This window comes from Pseudomonas sp. RW409, from assembly GCF_003184125.1.
GTDB lineage: Bacteria > Pseudomonadota > Gammaproteobacteria > Pseudomonadales > Pseudomonadaceae > Aquipseudomonas > Aquipseudomonas chlororaphis_I.
In genome coordinates this window covers 144849-163026 of sequence record NZ_QHHP01000033.1, presented here as the reverse complement: position 1 = coordinate 163026, position 18178 = coordinate 144849, and the positions used below count along the sequence as shown (strand labels likewise).

The following is an 18178-nucleotide window of genomic DNA, read 5'->3' as shown; positions in this document are numbered from 1 at the left end:
TCGTAAGGAAGCCTGTTATGCGTTGCCTGTTATTCGCCTGTCTGCTGCTCGGATCAGCCCACTCGTTTGCCCTGGATCGCTTCCAGGTCGAGGGCTACATGCTGCCCAACGGCCTGCAGTTGCTGCTCAAGCCGGGCAGCGAGCGCGGCCACGTGGCGATTCGCCTGGTGGTCGGGGTAGGGCTGGACGACTTCGGCTGCGCCGACAAGGAGCTGCCGCATGTGCTCGAACACCTGCTGTTCAGCGGCATCGACGCCAGCGGCGAGGGCGGGCTGGAGGAGCGCATGCAAGCCCTGGGCGGCGAGTGGAACGCCTATACCAGCAATGCCGACACCACCTTCGTTATCGAGGCCCCGGCGAAAAACCAGCGCAAGGTACTGGACCTGCTGCTGGCCCTCTTGACCCGCACCGAACTCGACGACAACGCACTGCAAACGGCGAAACGGGTGGTCGAGCGCGAGGACGGCGGGCACTACTCGCACCTGCAACGCTGGCTGGACCGCCAGGACCTCGGCCACACCGCCAGCAACCAGCTGGCAGTGGAACTGGGCCTGAAATGCGCCGAACGGGCCGAGGTCGATCAACTGACCCTCGAACAGCTGGAGCGGCTGCGCAAGGACTGGTACGCGCCGAACAACATGACCCTGATCGTCGTTGGCGACCTTGACCGCCTGTTGCCGGCCTACCTGGAGCGCAGCTACGGCGCGCTGGAACCGGTGGAGCCCAGCGAGCACCAGGGCCTGCCGGACATTCAACAAACGGCCGTCGCCGAGCGCAGCCTGATCCACGGCTGGGTCGGCGACAGCGCCAAGCTGCATTGGCTGTTTCCCGAGCCAACCCTCGACCGGCAGCACGATGAAACCTTCGACCTGCTCAAGGATTACCTGGACTGGGCGCTGTACCAGAAGCTGCGCCTGCAGCACGAGCTGTCCTACGGACCGAACAGCGAACGCGAGGTGTTCGGCGGCGTCGGCTTTCTCAGCCTGAATGCCGACCTGGAACGCGCGGACCTGCCCCAGGCCCGACAGGTGATCGATGAGCTCAAGGCACAACTGCTCAAGGACGGCCTGGAGCCCGCCACCTTCGCCCGTCTGCAACAGGCCGCCATTGCCCGCCAGGCCTGGGCGGTGCAGGGCAACAGCGCCCTGGCGGACTATTACTGGGGCGCCTTGAGCGACTACGCGGACGGGCGTTTCAGCGACCCGGCCAAGCGCCTGAAAGCCGTCAGCCTGAAGCAGGCCAACCAGGCCATGCGCCAGCTGCTGGAGCAACCCGGCTACCTGCGGATCGAAAAACCGCTGCTGAGCTACACGGCCTTGAGCGGGCTGATCCTCGGCGCACTGCTATTGATCATTTTGGCGCTGTTCGGCTGGCGCGCTTATCGCAAACGAATCCGTGGCTGATGCGTCTTTTGTCATGCTAAACCGTTATTCTGTCGGGGATTTTTTCTAGTGTGATCGCCGAATGCCAAACCTGACTCATTACATGCAGCGCATCCTGGAACTGATGAAGCGCTACCCAGGGGTCATTGCGCTCGGCGGTTTCATTTCCGGTGTCGGCAGTTTCATCCTGGTGGACCGCCAACAGGGCCTGGCCACCTGGATCGCCGTGATCATGCTGGTGAGCTGGATCTGGCTGATGCTGGAAAACAGCCTGACCCAGCTGTTCACCAAGATCTTCAAGCGGGAAATCCCCCAGCCGCTGCTGCGTTACGCAACGCAGATGATTCACCAGGAAAGCCTGTTTTTCGTCCTGCCGTTCTTCTTCATCACCACCGCCTGGAACAGCGGACAGCTGGTATTCACCGGCCTGCTGGGCGCCTCGGCGCTGGTCTCGATCATCGACCCGCTGTACTACAAATGGCTGGCCCCGCGGCGCTGGCTGTTCCTCGCCCTGCACACCCTGACACTGTTCGCCGCGCTGCTGACCGCGCTGCCGATCATCCTGCACCTGACCACCGCGCAGAGCTTCAAGCTGGCCCTGGGCATCGCCATGCTGCTGTCGTTCCCCAGCCTCGCGTCGATCTTCCCGATCCGCAACCTGCGCGGCGCGCTGATGCTGCTGGGCATGACCCTGGCCATCGGCGGCACCGGCTGGCTGCTGCGCTCCTGGGTTCCGCCGGCGACCTTGTGGATCGCCGAGGAAGCCATCAGCACCCAGTTGCAGGACCGCACCCCCGGCGCCAGCCTCAAGGAAGTCAGCGCCAGCGACGTGCGCAGCACCGGGCTGTATGCCTACACCGCGATCAATGCGCCGCGCGGGCTGGACGAGCGCATTTATCACGTCTGGCAATTCAACGGCAAAGAGGTCGACCGGGTGGCCCTGGACATCCACGGCGGGCGCAAGGAGGGCTACCGCGCCTGGTCGCACAAGCAGAATTTCCCCGGCGATCCGACCGGCAGCTGGCAGGTCCGGGTGCTGACCGAAGACGGGCAGGTGATCGGCGTGCTGCGCTTCAAGATCACCGGCACCAACGGACAAAACTCAGCACCTTAGTACAAGGCAAAGTCGCCTCGATCGTGGTATTACGTAGCACTGCGTAAAAACCATACAAGCACGGAGCTTATGACCCAGAGCGCGACGGCCGGCAGTGCCCAACTGGATACGTCAAGTTCCCCCTCGCGGTTGCGAGTCACGGGGGACTGGACGCTCGTCCATTACACCGAGCTCAAGCACCTCTGCGAAAAGCTCACCGGACAATACGACACCAGCACCCACATCGACCTCAACGGCCTCGGCGCCCTGGATACCGCGGGCGCCTCGCTGCTGGTCGAACTGCTGGGTTCCGAGCGTCTCGGCAAGTCTGCCGAACACCCCGACTGCACCCTGTCTTCGGCCGACCGCGCGCTGCTGCAGACTGTCTATTGCTCGCTGAGCGACTTCTGCGTGCCGCTCAAGGAACCGGAAGTATCGGTCGGCATCCTGTTGCTGACCCGGATCGGCAAGGCGGTCGACGCCATCTGGCAGGACAGCCTGAAGCTGCTGGGTTTCGTCGGCCTGATCCTCGAAACCCTGGTCCGTGGCCTGCTGCATCCCAAGCGCTGGCGCATCACGCCGATGGTCGCGCATATCGAGCAGACCGGCCTCGACGCCGCGCCCATCGTCGCTCTGCTGACCTTCCTGGTGGGCGCCGTAGTGGCCTTCCTCGGCGCCACGGTGCTGCAGAGTTTCGGCGCCAGCATCTTTACCGTGGACCTGGTGGCGTTCTCCTTCCTGCGTGAATTCGGTGTGCTGCTCACGGCGATCCTCATGGCCGGCCGGACCGCGAGCGCCTTTACCGCGCAAATCGGCTCGATGAAGGCCAACGAAGAAATCGACGCCATCCGCACCCTGGGCCTGGACCCGATGGAGCTGCTGGTGCTGCCCCGGGTCCTGGCGCTGCTGGTGGCGCTGCCGATGCTGACCTTCCTGGCGATGCTCTCGGGGATTGTCGGTGGCGGGGTGGTCTGCGCGCTGTCGCTGGATATCTCGCCGGCGATGTTCCTCGCCTTGCTGCAATCGGACATCGGCGTGCAGCATTTCCTGGTGGGCATGGTCAAGGCGCCGATCTTCGCCTTCCTGATCGCCGCCATCGGCTGCCTGGAAGGCTTCAAGGTCAGCGGCAGCGCCGAGTCTGTGGGGGCCCACACCACGTCCAGTGTGGTGCAATCGATCTTCGTGGTGATCGTCCTCGATGCCGTCGCCGCGCTGTTCTTCATGGAGATGGGCTGGTGAACCGTTCAACCCGTCCGCCTGCCGAGGCGGTGATCGAAGTCCGCGGCCTGTGCAATCGCTTCGGCCCGCAGAGCGTGCACGAAAACCTCGACCTGGACCTGTACAAGGGCGAGATCCTCGCCGTGGTCGGCGGTTCGGGCAGCGGCAAGTCGGTACTGCTGCGCAGCATCATCGGCCTGCGCCAGCCCAGCGAAGGCTCGGTGCGGGTGTTCGGCCAGAACCTGCCAAGCCTGGCGGAACATGAGCGCTCGCTGATCGAACGGCGCTTCGGCGTGCTGTTCCAGAAGGGCGCGCTGTTCTCGTCGCTGACCGTGACCGAAAACGTCGCCCTGCCGCTGATCGAGCACGCCGGCCTGAGCCGCGCCGACGCCGAGCACCTGGCGGCGGTGAAGCTGGCGCTGGCCGGGCTACCGCTGTCGGCGGCCGACAAATACCCGGCCTCGCTGTCCGGTGGCATGATCAAGCGCGCCGCCCTGGCCCGGGCGCTGGCCCTGGACCCGGACATCCTGTTTCTCGACGAACCCACCGCCGGCCTCGACCCGATCGGCGCCGCGGCGTTCGACCAATTGATCCTGACCCTGCGTGACGCCCTGGGCCTGAGCGTGTTCCTGGTCACCCACGACCTGGATACGCTGTACACCATCACCGACCGGGTGGCGGTGCTGGCGCAGAAAAAGGTGCTGGTGGCGGATGCCATCGACCAGGTCGCCGAGACCGACGACGCCTGGATTCACGAGTACTTCCATGGCCCTCGCGGCCGCGCGGCGTATCAGGCCGCTACACAGCTCAACGAGGTATGACATGGAAACCCGAGCCCATCATGTACTGATCGGCCTGTTCACCGTGATTGTGGTGGTCGGCGCCCTGCTGTTCGGCCTGTGGCTGGCCAAGTCCAGCGTCGACACGGAGTTCAAGGACTACGAGGTCGTGTTCAACGAGGCCGTCAGCGGCCTGTCCAAAGGCAGCGCCGTGCAGTACAGCGGGATCAAGGTCGGCGATGTGGTCAGCCTGCGCCTGGACCCGAACGACCCGCGCCGGGTCCTGGCGCGGATCCGCCTGAGCGGCGAAACCCCGATCAAGGAAGACACCCAGGCCAAGCTGACCCTGACCGGCATCACCGGGACTTCGATCATCCAGCTCAGTGGCGGTACTCCACAAAGCCAGCCGCTTCAGGGCAAGGACGGCAAACTGCCGGTGATCGTCGCTTCGCCATCGCCGATCGCCCGCCTGCTGAACAACAGCGAAGACCTGATGACCAGCGTCAACCTGCTGCTGCACAACGCCAACAGCATGTTCTCGCCAGAGAACGTCGAGCGCATCGGCAACACCCTCGAACACCTGGAGCAGACCACCGGGGCCATCGCCGAACAGCGCGGCGACGTGCGCCTGGCCATGCAGCAACTGGCGTCCATCGGCAAGCAGGCCAGCGCCACCCTGGAACAGACCACCGCGCTGATGCGCAATGCCAACGGCCTGCTCAACGAGCAGGGCAAGCAGATGTTCGGCAGCGCCGAGCTGGCCATGCAATCGCTGGAACAGAGCAGCGCCACCATCAACAAACTGCTGACCGACAACCAGGACTCGCTGAACAACGGCATCCAGGGCCTCAATGGCCTGGCGCCGGCGGTGCGCGAGCTGCGCGACACCCTGAGCTCGCTGCGGGCCATTTCGCGTCGCCTGGAAGCCAACCCCAGCGGCTACCTGCTGGGCAGTGACAAGAACAAGGAGTTCACGCCATGAAGCGTGCCTATCGCCCATTCGGCCGGCTGGCCCTGGCCGCCGGCTTCGCCTTGAGCGGCGCCTGCTCGATCCTGCCCCAGGCCGACCCAGTGGATATCTATCGCCTGCCCACGGCCCAGAGCGCCGCAGCCCAGCCTCAGGGACACACACAGCCCTGGTCCCTGCGCCTGACCAAACCCCTGGCGAGCGACGCCTTGAACAGCGCGAGAATCGCTGTGATCCCCCAGGGCGATGTGATCAGCAGCTACAAGGACGCGCGCTGGAGCGATCCGGCGCCGGTGTTGTTGCGCAATCGGCTGCTGGACGGATTCCTCGCCGACGGTCGGGTGCAACTGCTGGGCACCGACGACAGCGATGTGCAGACCGATCTTGAACTGGGCGGCAACCTGCAGGCATTCCAGAGCGAATACCAGGGCAAGGCCGTGGCGGTGGTGATCCGCCTGGATGCGCGCCTGGTGCGCGGCTACGACCAGAAGATCCTGGCCAGCCAGCGCTTCGAAGTGCGCCAGCCGCTGAACGATACCAAGGTGCCGGCGGTGGTCGCCGGATTTGGCCAGGCGGGGGATACCCTGAACCGGCAGGTGGTGGAGTGGACGGTGAAGCAGGGCAGCCAGCTGGTCAGGCGCTGACGGCCTCATCGCGGGCAGGCCTCGCTCCTACAGGATGTTTATCGTCCTTGTAGGAGCGAGCTTGCTCGCGATCAGCCGAAGAACCAGTAGCACACCGCAATCGCCGCCACCACGCCGGCCAGCTCGGCCAGCAGGGCGCAGCCGACGGCATGGCGCGCGCGCTGGATGCCGACCGAACCGAAGTACACCGCCAGCACGTAGAAGGTGGTCTCGGTACTGCCCTGGATAGTCGCCGCGGCCAACGCCGGGAAACTGTCCACGCCCTGGGTCTGCATGGTTTCGATCAGCATCGCCCGCGCGGCACTGCCGGAGAACGGCTTGACCAGGGCCGTCGGCAGGGCATCGACGAAACGCGTGTCCCAGCCGGCCCATTCCACCAGATGACGGATGCCGTCCAGGCCGAAGTCCAGGGCCCCGGAGGCGCGCAGCACGCCTACCGCGCAGAGCATCGCCACCAGATACGGCAGCAGGTTCTTGGCGACGTCGAAACCTTCCTTGGCGCCCTCGACGAAGGCCTCGTAGACCTTGACCTTGCGTAACGCGCCAATCACCAGGAACAGCATGATCAGGCCGAACAACGTCAGGTTGCCCAGGATCGACGACAGCGATGCCAGCGCGGTGGCCGACAGCGTGGCCAGCAGGGCCATGAAGCCGCCCAGGGCCAGGGCGCCGGGAATCAGGTAGGCCAGTACCACCGGATCCCACAGGCGCAGGCGCTGCATCACCGCGACCGACAGCAGGCCGACCAGGGTCGAGGCGCTGGTGGCCAGCAGGATCGGCAGGAACACCAGGGTCGGGTCGGCGGCGCCCTGCTGGGCGCGGTACATGAAGATGGTCACCGGCAGCAGGGTCAGGGACGAGGCGTTCAGCACCAGGAACAGGATCTGCGCGTTGCTCGCCGTGGTTTCGCTGGGGTTGAGGTCCTGCAGGGCGCGCATGGCCTTGAGGCCGATCGGCGTGGCGGCGTTGTCCAGCCCCAGGCCGTTGGCCGCGAAGTTCAGGGTGATCAGGCCGATGGCCGGGTGCCCTGGCGGCACGTCCGGCATCAGGCGGGTGAACAGCGGGCCCAGGGCCTTGGCCAGCCAGTCGACGATCCCGGCCTTCTCGGCGATCCGCAAAAAGCCCAGCCACAGGGTCAGGGTGCCGAACAGCAGCACCATCACTTCCACCGACAGCTTGGCCATGGCGAAGATGCTTTCCACCATCGCCGAGAAGATCCCGGCGTTACCGCCGACCAGCCACTGCGCCAGCGCTGAAACGGCCGCCACGATGAAGAAGCCAAGCCACAGGCCATTGAGCATCAGTTATTCCCCCAGAAGATGCGGCGAATGATAGCGGGGCGGACAGAAACGACAAACCCCGGATTGACCGGGGTTTGTCGATGATGACAGAGCAGAACATTGCTAGCCGCTGCCACAGGCTGCGCTCGCCTGCGCAGGAGGCGCCGCGGCCCGGATCGCGAAGTTCCTGCGGAACTTATCGCAGCCTTCGGCAGCGGCTACAGGTATCAGCCTTTGGTGACTTCACCGGCTGGCAGCGGCTCCTTGCTGCGCCAGTGCGGCAGGGAGTTCCAGTAGCGCTGGCCCTTGGCGTCGTCGTACATGCCTTCCCAACGAGCGATGACCAGTACCGCCAGGGCGTTGCCAATCACGTTCAGGGCAGTACGGGCCATGTCCATGATGCGGTCGACACCGGCGATGAAGGCCAGGCCTTCCAGCGGAATGCCCACGCTGCCCAGGGTCGCCAGCAGGACCACGAAGGACACGCCCGGTACGCCGGCGATGCCTTTGGAGGTGACCATCAGGGTCAGGACCAACAGCAGTTGCTGGCTGATCGACAGGTCGATGCCGTACAGCTGCGCGATGAAGATCGCCGCGATGCTCTGGTACAGGGTCGAACCGTCGAGGTTGAACGAGTAACCGGTCGGCACCACGAAACTGCAGATGGCTTTCGGCGCACCGTAGGCTTCCATCTTCTCGATCACCCGCGGCAGCACGGTTTCGGAGCTTGCGGTGGAGTAGGCCAGCACCAGCTCATCCTTGAAGATGCGCATCAGCTTGATCACCGAGAAGCCGAACAGGCGAGCGATCAGGCCCAGGACCACGAAGGCGAAGAAGGCGATGGCCACGTAAACCAGGATCACCAGCTTGGCCAGCGGCAGCAGGGAGGCGAAACCGAAGTTGGCCACGGTCACCGCGATCAGGGCGAATACGCCGATCGGGGCGTAGTTCATGATCATGTGGGTGACTTTGAACATGCTTTCCGAGACGCCCTGGAACATCTTCACCAGCGGCTCGCGCAGGTCGGCCTGCAGGCTCGACAGACCGAGGCCGAACAGCACCGAGAAGAAGATGATCGGCAGCATCTCGCCACGGGCCATGGCCGCGAAGATGTTCGATGGGATCAGGTTGAGGATGGTTTCGATGAACGCGTGTTCATGCTGTACCTCGGCGGCGGTCGCCTGGTACTTGGAAATATCCACGGTACCCAGGGTGCTCATGTCGATGCCGGCGCCCGGGTGGAACACGTTGGCCAGCACCAGGCCGACCAGGATCGCGATGGTGGTAACGATTTCGAAGTAGATGATGGTCTTCAGGCCGATACGCCCGAGTTTCTTCGCGTCGCCCACGCCGGCGATACCGACGATCAGCGAGGAAATCACGATCGGGATCACGATCATCTTGATCAAGCGGATAAAGATATCGCCCGCAGGTTGCAGGACGTTGCTGATCCACCAGGCTTTTTCGGCACTGAAATGGTTGAGCAGCGCACCAATTGCAATCCCCAGCACCAGACCGATGAGGATCTGCCAGGCGAGGCTTAGTTTTGCCTTCTTCATATCATTACCCTTACTTCAGTTGGACTCGGGCTGATGCGCGAACTGGAACGCTCAATGGCGGAAAAGTCTGTGCATCGGCCCCCGTATAAGGTCACCCCGAGCGAGCATTTACGGCTCTCTGCAGGCGAAAAAAGGCGCAACTATTCCGACGCAAGGGGGGCGCGTCTAATGCCGTAAACGCCTACCCTATGCCGAATCGGCATGAGTTTTTCTAAACGAAACGGGCGTCCCAACCGGTTCGAATGCGACATTTCGGCCTGGCCATCTACCGTGAAACGGCCATTTCAGGCGGCATTCAGCGCTTTTGGAAGGATTCGGAATGACCTTCGAAAGAAGGGAAAGTTCTTACGTTAGAACCAGAAATCCCGTCTGGAAAAAGGCAAAAGTTTCTCGATGTACGGTCGCAAAGAAACACCGTGAAACGGTTAGGCCAGGCAACTCGGAATATTTGTCGCGAACCCCTGCCTGAAAAAGCAGGCACAGCTCTGCCACAAAGGTTTGTGGCATTCAAACACGACGCAAGTCGTCAAGCCTGAACGGCTTGCGAGCTTGCGCCGCAGTTTTTCCTGACCCGGCCCTCGCGGAGGCACTCCCTGTACCCCTAGGTCACTCCGATCCGGTTTCGATCAGAACGTCCCGGCCCCCCTGGTCATGCGCTGCCCCTCCTCGGGGCGGTGCAACGGAAAGCAAGGCCCGCTGGACACTCGCCTTCCATGATCGAAGCTTTCGAACCGCAAACTCAGTACCAGTTCGGGTCCTTTTTCAGCTGTTCCCTGAGCAAGCCCTGCATGCCAGCGTCCGGCTTGCCGAGAAAACGGTATTCGGCATGGCGGGTCGGCGACTTGTCCGCGGGCAGGCCCGCCGGCACTTCGACCAACATGGCGTAGGCGTGTTTCTTGTCGAAACTGAACGCCACGATCAGGCGCTGGTTGCGACAGGTATCGCGGGTTTCGCAAAGCGGACCGACCAGGTACTTGTCGCCGTCTTCTTCCAGCGCATTCATCTGCTGCGCATCACCGGACAGGTTCATCACCCACTCCGGCAGGCGCTCTTCCTTTTCGACGACGTCCTGCCAGGTTTCGCGGTATTGCGGGTCGCTGTTCAACAACTCGTTGACCCGGGTCTGACCGTCGTTGGCTGCCATCGCCGTGGCCGCGCCGCCCAGTAACAGGGCGGCGGCCAATGCTTTCAAAGAAACGCTCATGTTCAACCTCGACCACGACGGCCAAAGAAGAAGGAAGCAATGAACATCACCAGGAAAACGACAAAGAGAATCTTGGCGATACCCGTGGCGGTGCCCGCGATACCACCGAAGCCCAGTACCGCGGCGATGATGGCAATGATCAGGAATGTGATTGCCCAGCTCAACATGGTCATTCTCCTTACGCTTCTATTTAGAGGTACTGCTTAGCCGGCCCGCAGTTGCGTACCGGCTGTCCTGCCTAGAACACCCAGCGCTCCTGATAAGCCGTGTCGGTGGCAGGCTGAGCCTGGTCGACGTCCATCAGATGCAACGGGGCGGAATCGGCAAACCGAGTGCTGACTGCACTGAAGTGGGTTTGAGTGGTGTGATAAACCGGCAACCTCACAGCCTCTTGCTGCTGGCTCTGCTCCCAACGTGAAAACTGCTGACCGCCAATCAAGGTCACCAGCAATGCCAGGCTGGCGAACAATCCCTGCTGCAGGTGCAGGGGCGAAACAGACAATTGGGCGAGACGTTGGCGTTTCATCCGGAGGCTCCTCCCACGTGGGTCATTGTTCTCAAGCGCTTGTGGCTGCGCTTGCAGCTTGTTCGGCCGAGTCTGATCAGACTGTTGCAGCCTGCATGCCAGTTTTTTGAATTGAAATAAATCCAATAAAAACAATGAGTTGAAAGCAAACAAGGAAGATCTTCATACGCCATCCTGCACGATGCCGCCCTGGATACCGTGCGAATTGCACGATTGGACTGATACTTGAGGAAAAAAACGCGGCTGAAAATGCAGGAGTACAGTGACGAAATCGGGAAAGAATTACGGAGAAGTCCTAAAAGCAATAAAAAACCTATTATTTTCAATCGATTAGCAATACACCCCGGAGATGACTAACCTGCACCCCTGGGAATCGATAAGAATTAACCATGCAACTTGCCCGATTTTTCCGGGACTAAATAAGATCACTCACTTCAGGAGCCTCGGACATGGAATCAGCACCGGAAAATCAAGGCCGCATTCTTCTGGTAGATGATGAGTCCGCAATCCTGCGTACCTTCCGTTATTGCCTGGAAGACGAGGGCTATACCGTCGCCACGGCCAATAGCGCCGCTCAGGCCGAGGCCTTGCTGCAACGCCAGGTGTTCGACCTGTGTTTCCTCGACCTGCGCCTGGGCGAGGACAACGGCCTGGACGTGCTGGCCCAGATGCGCATCCAGGCCCCCTGGATGCGGGTGGTGATAGTCACTGCCCATTCGGCCGTCGACACCGCGGTGGACGCGATCCAGGCCGGCGCCGCCGACTACCTGGTCAAGCCCTGCAGCCCCGACCAACTGCGCCTGGCGACCGCCAAGCAGCTGGAAGTCCGCCAGCTCTCGGCGCGCCTGGAGGCCCTCGAAGGCGAAGTGCGCAAACCCAAGGACGGCCTGGACTCCCACAGCCCGGCGATGAAAGTGGTGCTGGAAACCGCCCGCCAGGTCGCCGGCACCGATGCCAACATCCTGATCCTCGGCGAATCCGGCACCGGCAAGGGCGAGCTGGCCCGGGCCATTCACGGCTGGAGCAAGCGCGCCAAGAAATCCTGCGTGACCATCAACTGCCCGTCGCTGAACGCCGAGCTGATGGAGAGCGAATTGTTCGGTCACAGCCGCGGAGCCTTCACCGGCGCCAGCGAAAGCACCCTTGGCCGGGTCAACCAGGCCGATGGCGGCACGCTGTTCCTCGACGAGATCGGCGACTTCCCGCTGACCCTGCAACCCAAGTTGCTGCGGTTCATCCAGGACAAGGAATACGAGCGGGTCGGCGACCCGGTAACCCGCCGCGCCGACGTGCGCATCCTCGCCGCGACCAACCTCAACCTCGAGGACATGGTGCGCGACGGCCGCTTTCGTGAAGACCTGCTGTACCGCCTGAACGTGATCACCCTGCACCTGCCGCCGCTGCGCGAACGCAGCGAAGACATCCTGACCCTGGCCGACCGTTTCCTCGCACGCTTCGTCAAGGAATACGCCCGTCCCGCCCGAGGCTTCAGCGACGAGGCCCGCGAAGCGCTGCTCAATTACCGCTGGCCGGGCAATATCCGCGAGCTGCGCAACGTGGTGGAACGCGCCAGCATCATCTGCCCCCAGGAGAAAGTGGAGATCAGCCACCTGGGCATGGCCGAGCAACCCACCAACAACACTCCACGCATCGGCGCCGCCTTGAGCCTGGACGAGCTGGAGAAAGCCCATATCGGCGCCGTGCTGGCCACCAGCGATACTCTCGACCAGGCCGCCAAGACGCTCGGTATCGACGCCTCGACGCTGTACCGCAAACGCAAACAGTACAACCTGTGAGCCGCACCTCATGAAGTTAGCGATGAAACTGCGCACGAGACTGTTTCTGAGCATCTCGGCGCTGATCACCGTGGCGCTGCTCGGCCTGCTGCTCGGGCTGGTCAGCGTGATGCAGATGGCCAAGACCCAGGAAGCGCTGATCCGCAACAACTTCATCACCCTGGACCTGGGGCTCAAGCTGCGCCAGACCCTGGGCGACCAACTGATCATCATGCTCAACCACAACCCTGACCGGGCGGCGCTGGACGACTCCAGGCAGGAATACCTGGCCCTGCTCGACCAGGGCATCGAGCATGAACGGCAAAACAATGTGCGCAACGGCTTCACCCAGGCACGCGACGACTACCAGAGCTTCTTCGAGGCCTTCGAGCGTGCCGACGGGACCTCGGCAGGGGTCAATGGCAATACGGAACTGACCCACCGCTTCAATACCCTGCGCAATGGCTTGATCAGCGAACACAAGCAGGCCCTGGACAACATCAATGACATCGAACATCAGGCCCGCAATCGCGCCTTGCTGATCGCCGGCCTGCTCGGCCTCGTCGGGCTGGCCGTGCTGATCATCGGCTTCATCACCGCCCACGGCATCGCCCAGCGCTTTGGCGGCCCCATCGAAGCCCTGGCCAAGGCCGCCGACAATATCGGCCAGGGCAACTTCGACGTGACCCTGCCCCTGTCTTCGGCTGCCGAGATGAACTTGCTGACCCGGCGCTTCGGGATCATGGCCCAAGCCCTGCGCGAGCATCAGGCCACCAATGTCGACGAACTGCTCGCCGGCCAGCAGCGCCTGCAATCGGTGCTCGACAGCATCGACGACGGCTTGCTGATGATCGACCGCCAGGGTCACCTGGAACACCTCAACCCGGTGGCGCAGCGTCAGCTGGGCTGGGACGAGGAACGCCTTGGACAAGGGCTGGGCAGCGCCCTGCAGCGACCGGAGCTGGACGAGCAGCTGCAACTGGTACTGCGCGGCGGCAGCCTTGAACGGCCGCCGGAGGACCTGAACATCGAGGTCGATGGCGAATCGCGCCTGCTGACGTACAGCCTGACCCCGGTCAGCCATCCCCAGGGGCATATCCTCGGCGCGGTGATGGTGCTGCACGACGTCACCGAGCAGCGGGCCTTCGAGCGCGTGCGCAGCGAATTCGTGCTGCGCGCCTCACATGAATTGCGCACCCCGGTCACCGGCATGCACATGGCGTTCGGCCTGCTGCAGGAACGCCTGCGCTTCCCTGAGGACTCCCGCGAAACCGACCTGCTGAACACCGTCAACGAAGAAATGCAGCGCCTGATGCAGCTGATCAACGACCTGCTGAACTTCTCGCGTTATCAGAACGGCCTGCAGAAACTCACCCTGGCGCCCTGCTCCCTCGAAGAGTTGCTGGAGCAGGCGCGCAACCGCTTCATCGGCGCGGCCACGGCGCAGGGCATCGAGCTGCTGGTGGAACTGCAGGAGCCGCTGCCGCGGCTGCATGCCGACCGCATGCAACTGGAACGGGTGCTGGACAACCTGATCGACAATGCCCTGCGGCATACCGCCAAGGGCGGGTTGATTCGCTTGCAGGCGCGCCGGCATGGCGAGCGGGTCATCATCAGCGTCGAAGACAACGGCGAAGGCATCGCCTACGGGCAACAGGGACGGATTTTCGAACCCTTCGTCCAGGTCGGGCGCAAGAAAGGCGGGGCCGGCCTGGGCCTGGCGCTGTGCAAGGAAATCGTGCAACTGCACGGCGGGCGCATGGGTGTCTATTCGCGGCCCGGGCAGGGGACCCAGTTCTATCTGGCCTTGCCTCTTTAGGGGCTAGACCTCGTCGTCCAGACGCCGCGGGCCCAGGCGGCGTCCGCGGGTAATCAGGTCGATGAACTGCACTGCGCTCAGCGCATGGGCAAACAGCCAGCCCTGGCCAAAACGCACGCCCTCGCTGCTCAGCAGCAACGCCTGATCCTCGAATTCGATGCCCTCGGCAATCACCTTGAGCTCCAGGGCATGGGCCATGCGAATGATGTGCGGGGCGACGCCGCTGCTGGCGGCGTCATGCCCCAGGGCATCGATGAATGCCTTGTCGATCTTCAGGTAATCCACCGGCAGGGTCTGCAGGTAGGCCAGGCTGCAATACCCCGTGCCGAAGTCGTCGATCAGCACCTGATGGCCAACGTCCCGCAAGGCTTGCAGGTTATGCCGGGCGACCACCACATCGATCAGCCCGCGCTCGGTGACTTCGAAGGCGATCTGCCGCGCCGCCACCCGATGCAGCGCCAGCAGGCGCGCCATCACCTTGCCGATCCGCGGCACCATGACATCGCAGGCCGCCAGGTTGACCGAGATGTACAGCTGCGGGTTGGCCCGCAACAGATGCCCCAACTGCTCGAGCAGGCGTTGCAGGACAAAATCGGTGATGGGGCGGATCTGCCCGGTGTTCTCCGCCATGGGAATGAACAGCTCCGGACTGGTCAGGGTGCCGTCCGGACGGCGCCAGCGCAGCAGGGCCTCGGCGCCGACACACCGGCGCGTTCGTAGATCGAAGATGGGCTGATACAGCACCTGTAGCTCGCCACGGCGCAGCGCCCCTTGCAATTCGGCGCCCAGGGACTGGCGCTGCCCGGCCAGTTGAAAGGCCAGGCCGCCGATGAAGATCGCCAGCGCCAGGCTGCTGGGCAGCAGCCACCACCACCCCTCGAACATTTCTCGCTGCATGTTGGTGCGGGGGGTGACGAGTACCAGCTGATACTCCGGATTGCGGGTGGGCATCCGGTAGATCAACTGGTCCTGGGTCACCAGCAACGGGCTGCGCCCCGCGGGCGGCCACGGCTCGGTCGGCGGCCATTCCAGCGCCGGCCCCAGCACCGGGATGGCCCGCAAGCCATGGTCGAGAACCACCATCAGGCTGCTGTTGGCGGGTAGATCGACCATATCGGTCAGATGCCCGCGAGACGTCGCCACGCGAAAGTTGCCGCGCCCGAGCATCAGCGCCGCGCGGTTTTCGTTGGGTTCGGTGGAGGTGTTCAGCCAGTAGTTGTAGGTCGGGCCGCTGATATCCGGCGGCCGCATCACGGCCAGGTTGTCCTGGCGTGGCCAGTTGGTGCAGGCCTGGGCAGCATCGATGTAGGCCGCTTCATAAATGAAGCGATAACTGAAACTGATCTGCTGCAGGGTCGCGACCATCTCGGGGCTGCATTCGCGCAGGGGCTGCGCCTCGAGCACGTCCAGGCCTTCGCGCAGCTGGCCGAACAGTTGCTCCAGGCGCTCGAGAAAGCGCTGGCCCTGGGCATTCATCTGCTCGCTTTCGCGCAGTTGCGCCTCGTGCATCGCAATGCCCAGGCTCGCCGCCAGCAGCAATACCGCACTCAATACAGCCGCGCACGTCGCCAACAGCCAGGGGCGATAGAACCAACTGCGCAGGGGTTCGCGGGCGGCCAGCATCATTGGATATCCGAGGGTTACCAATGAGTTATAGCTACTGATTGAGAAAAAGCCCTGACCGTCGGGCGGGCGTCATTATTTTGTCTGGTTGAGAACCTGCAGGATCGCAGCGCTTTGCGCATCCGGCTGGCCGTCGAAACGCGACGGCCGGTAATGCATCTGGAACGCGGCCAACACGTGACGGGTCGCCACATCCAGCTCGCCAGTCTGCGGCGTCTCATAGCCAAGACGCGCCAGGCCTTGCTGGAACCAGGCGATGCTCGGCAACTGTGCGGCAAAGAACGCCTCCTGGCGCGCCACCGCCTGGGCGTTCGGCCACCGGCCCAACCCGGCTTCGGCCAGACGCTTCCAGGGGAACAGCGGGCCCGGGTCGAGCTTGCGCAGGGGGGCGATATCGCTGTGGCCGATGATGTGTTGTGGCGCGATGTTGTTGCGCTTGCTGATGTCCTTGAGCAGCACGATCAGGCTCTGGACCTGCGCTTCGCTGTAGGGGTACCAGACACGTCCGGTGGGCAGGTCGCGAAAGCCCGGGTTGACGATCTCGATCCCGATGGAGCTGGAGTTCAGCCAGGTACGGCCTTGCCACTGGCTCTCGCCGGCGTGCCAGGCGCGGTACTGCTCGTCCACCAGTTTGTAGATGGTCGCCGCCTTGTCGTCGCCGATCAGGTAGTGGCTGCTGACCTGGCCATGGGTCAGCAGTTGCAGGGAACGCTCCATCGAGGCCGAGGTGTAATGCACCACCACGAATTGCACCCGCTCATCGAAGTTGACCGAAGGGTGGCTGGTATCGAAACGCGGACCGCTGGCGCAACCGGCCAGCAACAGAAGGGACAAGGCGAGGACAAGAACTTTCATGGTGGAAGGCAGTACGCTGGAGAAAATAATGCAACAGTGTAACGTACTGCCTTTGCGGAAAACCGGCAAAAACACCGCTTTATACAAAATGGAACAAATTATGCGTCAACCCAGTTCCACCCGGTTGCGCCCCGCCTCCTTGGCCCGATAGAGCGCCTGATCGGCTCTTTTGAGCACCAGATCGCTGCGTTCTCCCGGCTTGAAGGCACTCATGCCGATGGACATGGTGATGGTCACGCGCTCGCCCTTGAAGTGGAACGGACAGGCTTCGATGGCCGCCCGCAAGGTTTCCGCCAGGCGCGCCCCGACCGGCCATGAGGTATTGGGTATCAGCAGAACGAACTCTTCACCGCCGAAACGGGCGATGAAATCACTGCCGCGCAGGCGCTTGCGCAGCACGCCGGCGATGATCTTCAACACCTTGTCGCCGGCCAGGTGACCGTAGTTGTCGTTGATGCGCTTGAAGTGGTCGAGGTCGAGCATCGCCAGCAACAAGGTGTTGCCGTGCTGCTGCCACTGCGCCACTTCATGCTCCAGGCGCTCGCTCCAGGCCGCGCGATTGGGCAGGCCGGTGAGGGGGTCGATCAACGCTTTCTGCCGCTGTTCTTCCAGGTGCTCGCGGTAGCCCTGGGCTTCCTGCTCCATGCTCGACACCCGCTCGGCCAGGCTCTGCAGGCGCGCGGCCACTTCCTTCTCGCGCTCGTCACGCTGCTTCTGGTGATGGTCCATGGTGCCGAGCAGGCCTTCCAGGTGGCTTTCCAGGACCTGCTTGAGGTCGTCCAGATCCGCCGCCTCCTGAACGCTGCTTTGCAGACCATCGACCTGCTCGCGAATCTGCGTGTCCATCTCCCGCGCCGCGGAACTGCTGTCGGCATGGCCTTCGCTGGCGGCCTGCAGGTTGCTCTGGAAGGATTCCAGGCGCTCGTTGAGCTGCTTGAGATAAGCCTCGAACTCATGCTGGCCACTGTCGGTGATCGCCAGCATCAACACTGCCAGATCGTCGAGGATCGGCAGCAATTCGTACCAGTTCAATCCATGTTGCAAGCGATCGCGCATGGACTCGGCTTGCGGCCGGTGACGCTCGGGCAGGCTCAAGTCGTCCAGCAGGCCGAGCAGGGTATGTTCGATGTGCTTGGCCACCGAACTGTAGGACGGCTCCGGCGAGTCGGGCAGGGCGTACAGCACATCCTGCTCGGCCTGCTGCGGATCGACCGCCGCCAGCGCCTCGGCCATGGCCGCCGGCAATGGCAAGCGGTCAAGCAGCACTGGCGCCGGGGTCGCCTCGGCGGGTGCGGCAACGATCAATTCGTCCGGGTTGGAAAGAACAACCGGAGCCTCGACAGCCGGCGACTGCACGGACAGCGGTGCTTCGACGGGGCCAGGCACAACTGGCAGCGGCGCTTCCTGCGAATCCGGCATCGGCGGTGCCGGCTCGACGGCGATGGGTTTCTCCG

16 protein-coding genes are annotated in these 18178 nt (G+C 63.3%); 8 read left to right on the top strand and 8 right to left on the bottom strand.

Features of this window, described 5'->3' with window-relative positions; translation table 11 throughout:
* Positions 1-17 precede the first annotated feature (17 nt).
* From DK261_RS13845 to DK261_RS13820, 6 genes are all read left to right on the top strand, one after another.
* Positions 18-1403, top strand: a complete 1386-nt coding sequence (locus tag DK261_RS13845) for a pitrilysin family protein (protein ID WP_110175868.1) — start codon at positions 18-20, stop codon at positions 1401-1403.
* Between the two features lie 61 nt (positions 1404-1464).
* On the top strand, positions 1465-2496 hold the full coding sequence (locus DK261_RS13840) for a DUF5924 family protein (protein ID WP_009046294.1): 1032 nt from the start codon (positions 1465-1467) through the stop codon (positions 2494-2496).
* 69 nt (positions 2497-2565) lie between these two features.
* The gene (locus DK261_RS13835) at positions 2566-3714 is read left to right on the top strand and encodes an ABC transporter permease (RefSeq protein ID WP_016703904.1); all 1149 of its coding nucleotides are present in this window, start codon (positions 2566-2568) and stop codon (positions 3712-3714) included.
* The gene (locus DK261_RS13830) at positions 3711-4514 is read left to right on the top strand and encodes an ABC transporter ATP-binding protein (protein WP_007924271.1); all 804 of its coding nucleotides are present in this window, start codon (positions 3711-3713) and stop codon (positions 4512-4514) included. Before DK261_RS13835 ends, DK261_RS13830 begins: the two co-directional genes overlap by 4 nt.
* A gap of 1 nt (position 4515) precedes the next feature.
* Complete coding sequence (locus DK261_RS13825; protein WP_009046292.1) at positions 4516-5454, top strand: MlaD family protein; 939 nt, start codon at positions 4516-4518, stop codon at positions 5452-5454.
* On the top strand, positions 5451-6083 hold the full coding sequence (locus tag DK261_RS13820) for an ABC-type transport auxiliary lipoprotein family protein (RefSeq protein ID WP_009046291.1): 633 nt from the start codon (positions 5451-5453) through the stop codon (positions 6081-6083). Before DK261_RS13825 ends, DK261_RS13820 begins: the two co-directional genes overlap by 4 nt.
* Positions 6084-6154: 71 nt before the next feature.
* On the opposite strand, the gene DK261_RS13815 is transcribed toward DK261_RS13820, so the two are convergent.
* The 5 genes from DK261_RS13815 to DK261_RS13795 form a co-directional block, all read right to left on the bottom strand.
* Positions 6155-7384: a nucleoside recognition domain-containing protein gene (locus tag DK261_RS13815; protein WP_009046290.1), complete on the bottom strand. Its 1230-nt coding sequence runs from the start codon at positions 7382-7384 to the stop codon at positions 6155-6157.
* Positions 7385-7590: 206 nt separating this feature from the next.
* A complete protein-coding gene (gene gltP, locus DK261_RS13810) occupies positions 7591-8922 on the bottom strand; it encodes a glutamate/aspartate:proton symporter GltP (protein ID WP_007924276.1) in 1332 nt (443 codons plus the stop codon).
* A 739-nt stretch (positions 8923-9661) separates the two neighbouring features.
* Positions 9662-10126, bottom strand: coding sequence for an inhibitor of vertebrate lysozyme family protein (locus tag DK261_RS13805; RefSeq protein WP_009046289.1), 465 nt, complete (start codon positions 10124-10126; stop codon positions 9662-9664).
* Between the two features lie 2 nt (positions 10127-10128).
* Positions 10129-10293: a DUF1328 domain-containing protein gene (locus DK261_RS13800; protein ID WP_003177151.1), complete on the bottom strand. Its 165-nt coding sequence runs from the start codon at positions 10291-10293 to the stop codon at positions 10129-10131.
* Positions 10294-10364: 71 nt separating this feature from the next.
* Complete coding sequence (locus tag DK261_RS13795) at positions 10365-10652, bottom strand: hypothetical protein (protein ID WP_009046288.1); 288 nt, start codon at positions 10650-10652, stop codon at positions 10365-10367.
* 449 nt (positions 10653-11101) lie between these two features.
* Here DK261_RS13795 and algB point away from each other — a divergent pair, with 449 nt between their 5' ends.
* Together algB and DK261_RS13785 are read left to right on the top strand one after the other, a co-directional pair.
* Complete coding sequence (gene algB / locus DK261_RS13790) at positions 11102-12448, top strand: sigma-54-dependent response regulator transcription factor AlgB (protein ID WP_009046287.1); 1347 nt, start codon at positions 11102-11104, stop codon at positions 12446-12448.
* A 10-nt stretch (positions 12449-12458) separates the two neighbouring features.
* On the top strand, positions 12459-14246 hold the full coding sequence (locus tag DK261_RS13785; protein WP_110175867.1) for a KinB sensor domain-containing domain: 1788 nt from the start codon (positions 12459-12461) through the stop codon (positions 14244-14246).
* Between the two features lie 3 nt (positions 14247-14249).
* Here DK261_RS13785 and DK261_RS13780 read toward each other — a convergent pair whose 3' ends face one another.
* The 3 genes from DK261_RS13780 to DK261_RS13770 all read right to left on the bottom strand — a co-directional run.
* Entirely contained in the window at positions 14250-15872 is a 1623-nt protein-coding gene (locus DK261_RS13780; RefSeq protein WP_110175866.1) for an EAL domain-containing protein, read from the bottom strand.
* A 72-nt stretch (positions 15873-15944) separates the two neighbouring features.
* Positions 15945-16724 carry an N-acetylmuramoyl-L-alanine amidase gene (locus tag DK261_RS13775; RefSeq protein ID WP_009046284.1) on the bottom strand — a complete coding sequence of 260 codons (780 nt, stop codon included), beginning with the start codon at positions 16722-16724 and terminating at the stop codon, positions 15945-15947.
* A gap of 105 nt (positions 16725-16829) precedes the next feature.
* Positions 16830-18178 (bottom strand): GGDEF domain-containing protein (locus DK261_RS13770; protein WP_146218536.1); only part of this gene is annotated, 1349 nt, incomplete at its 5' end.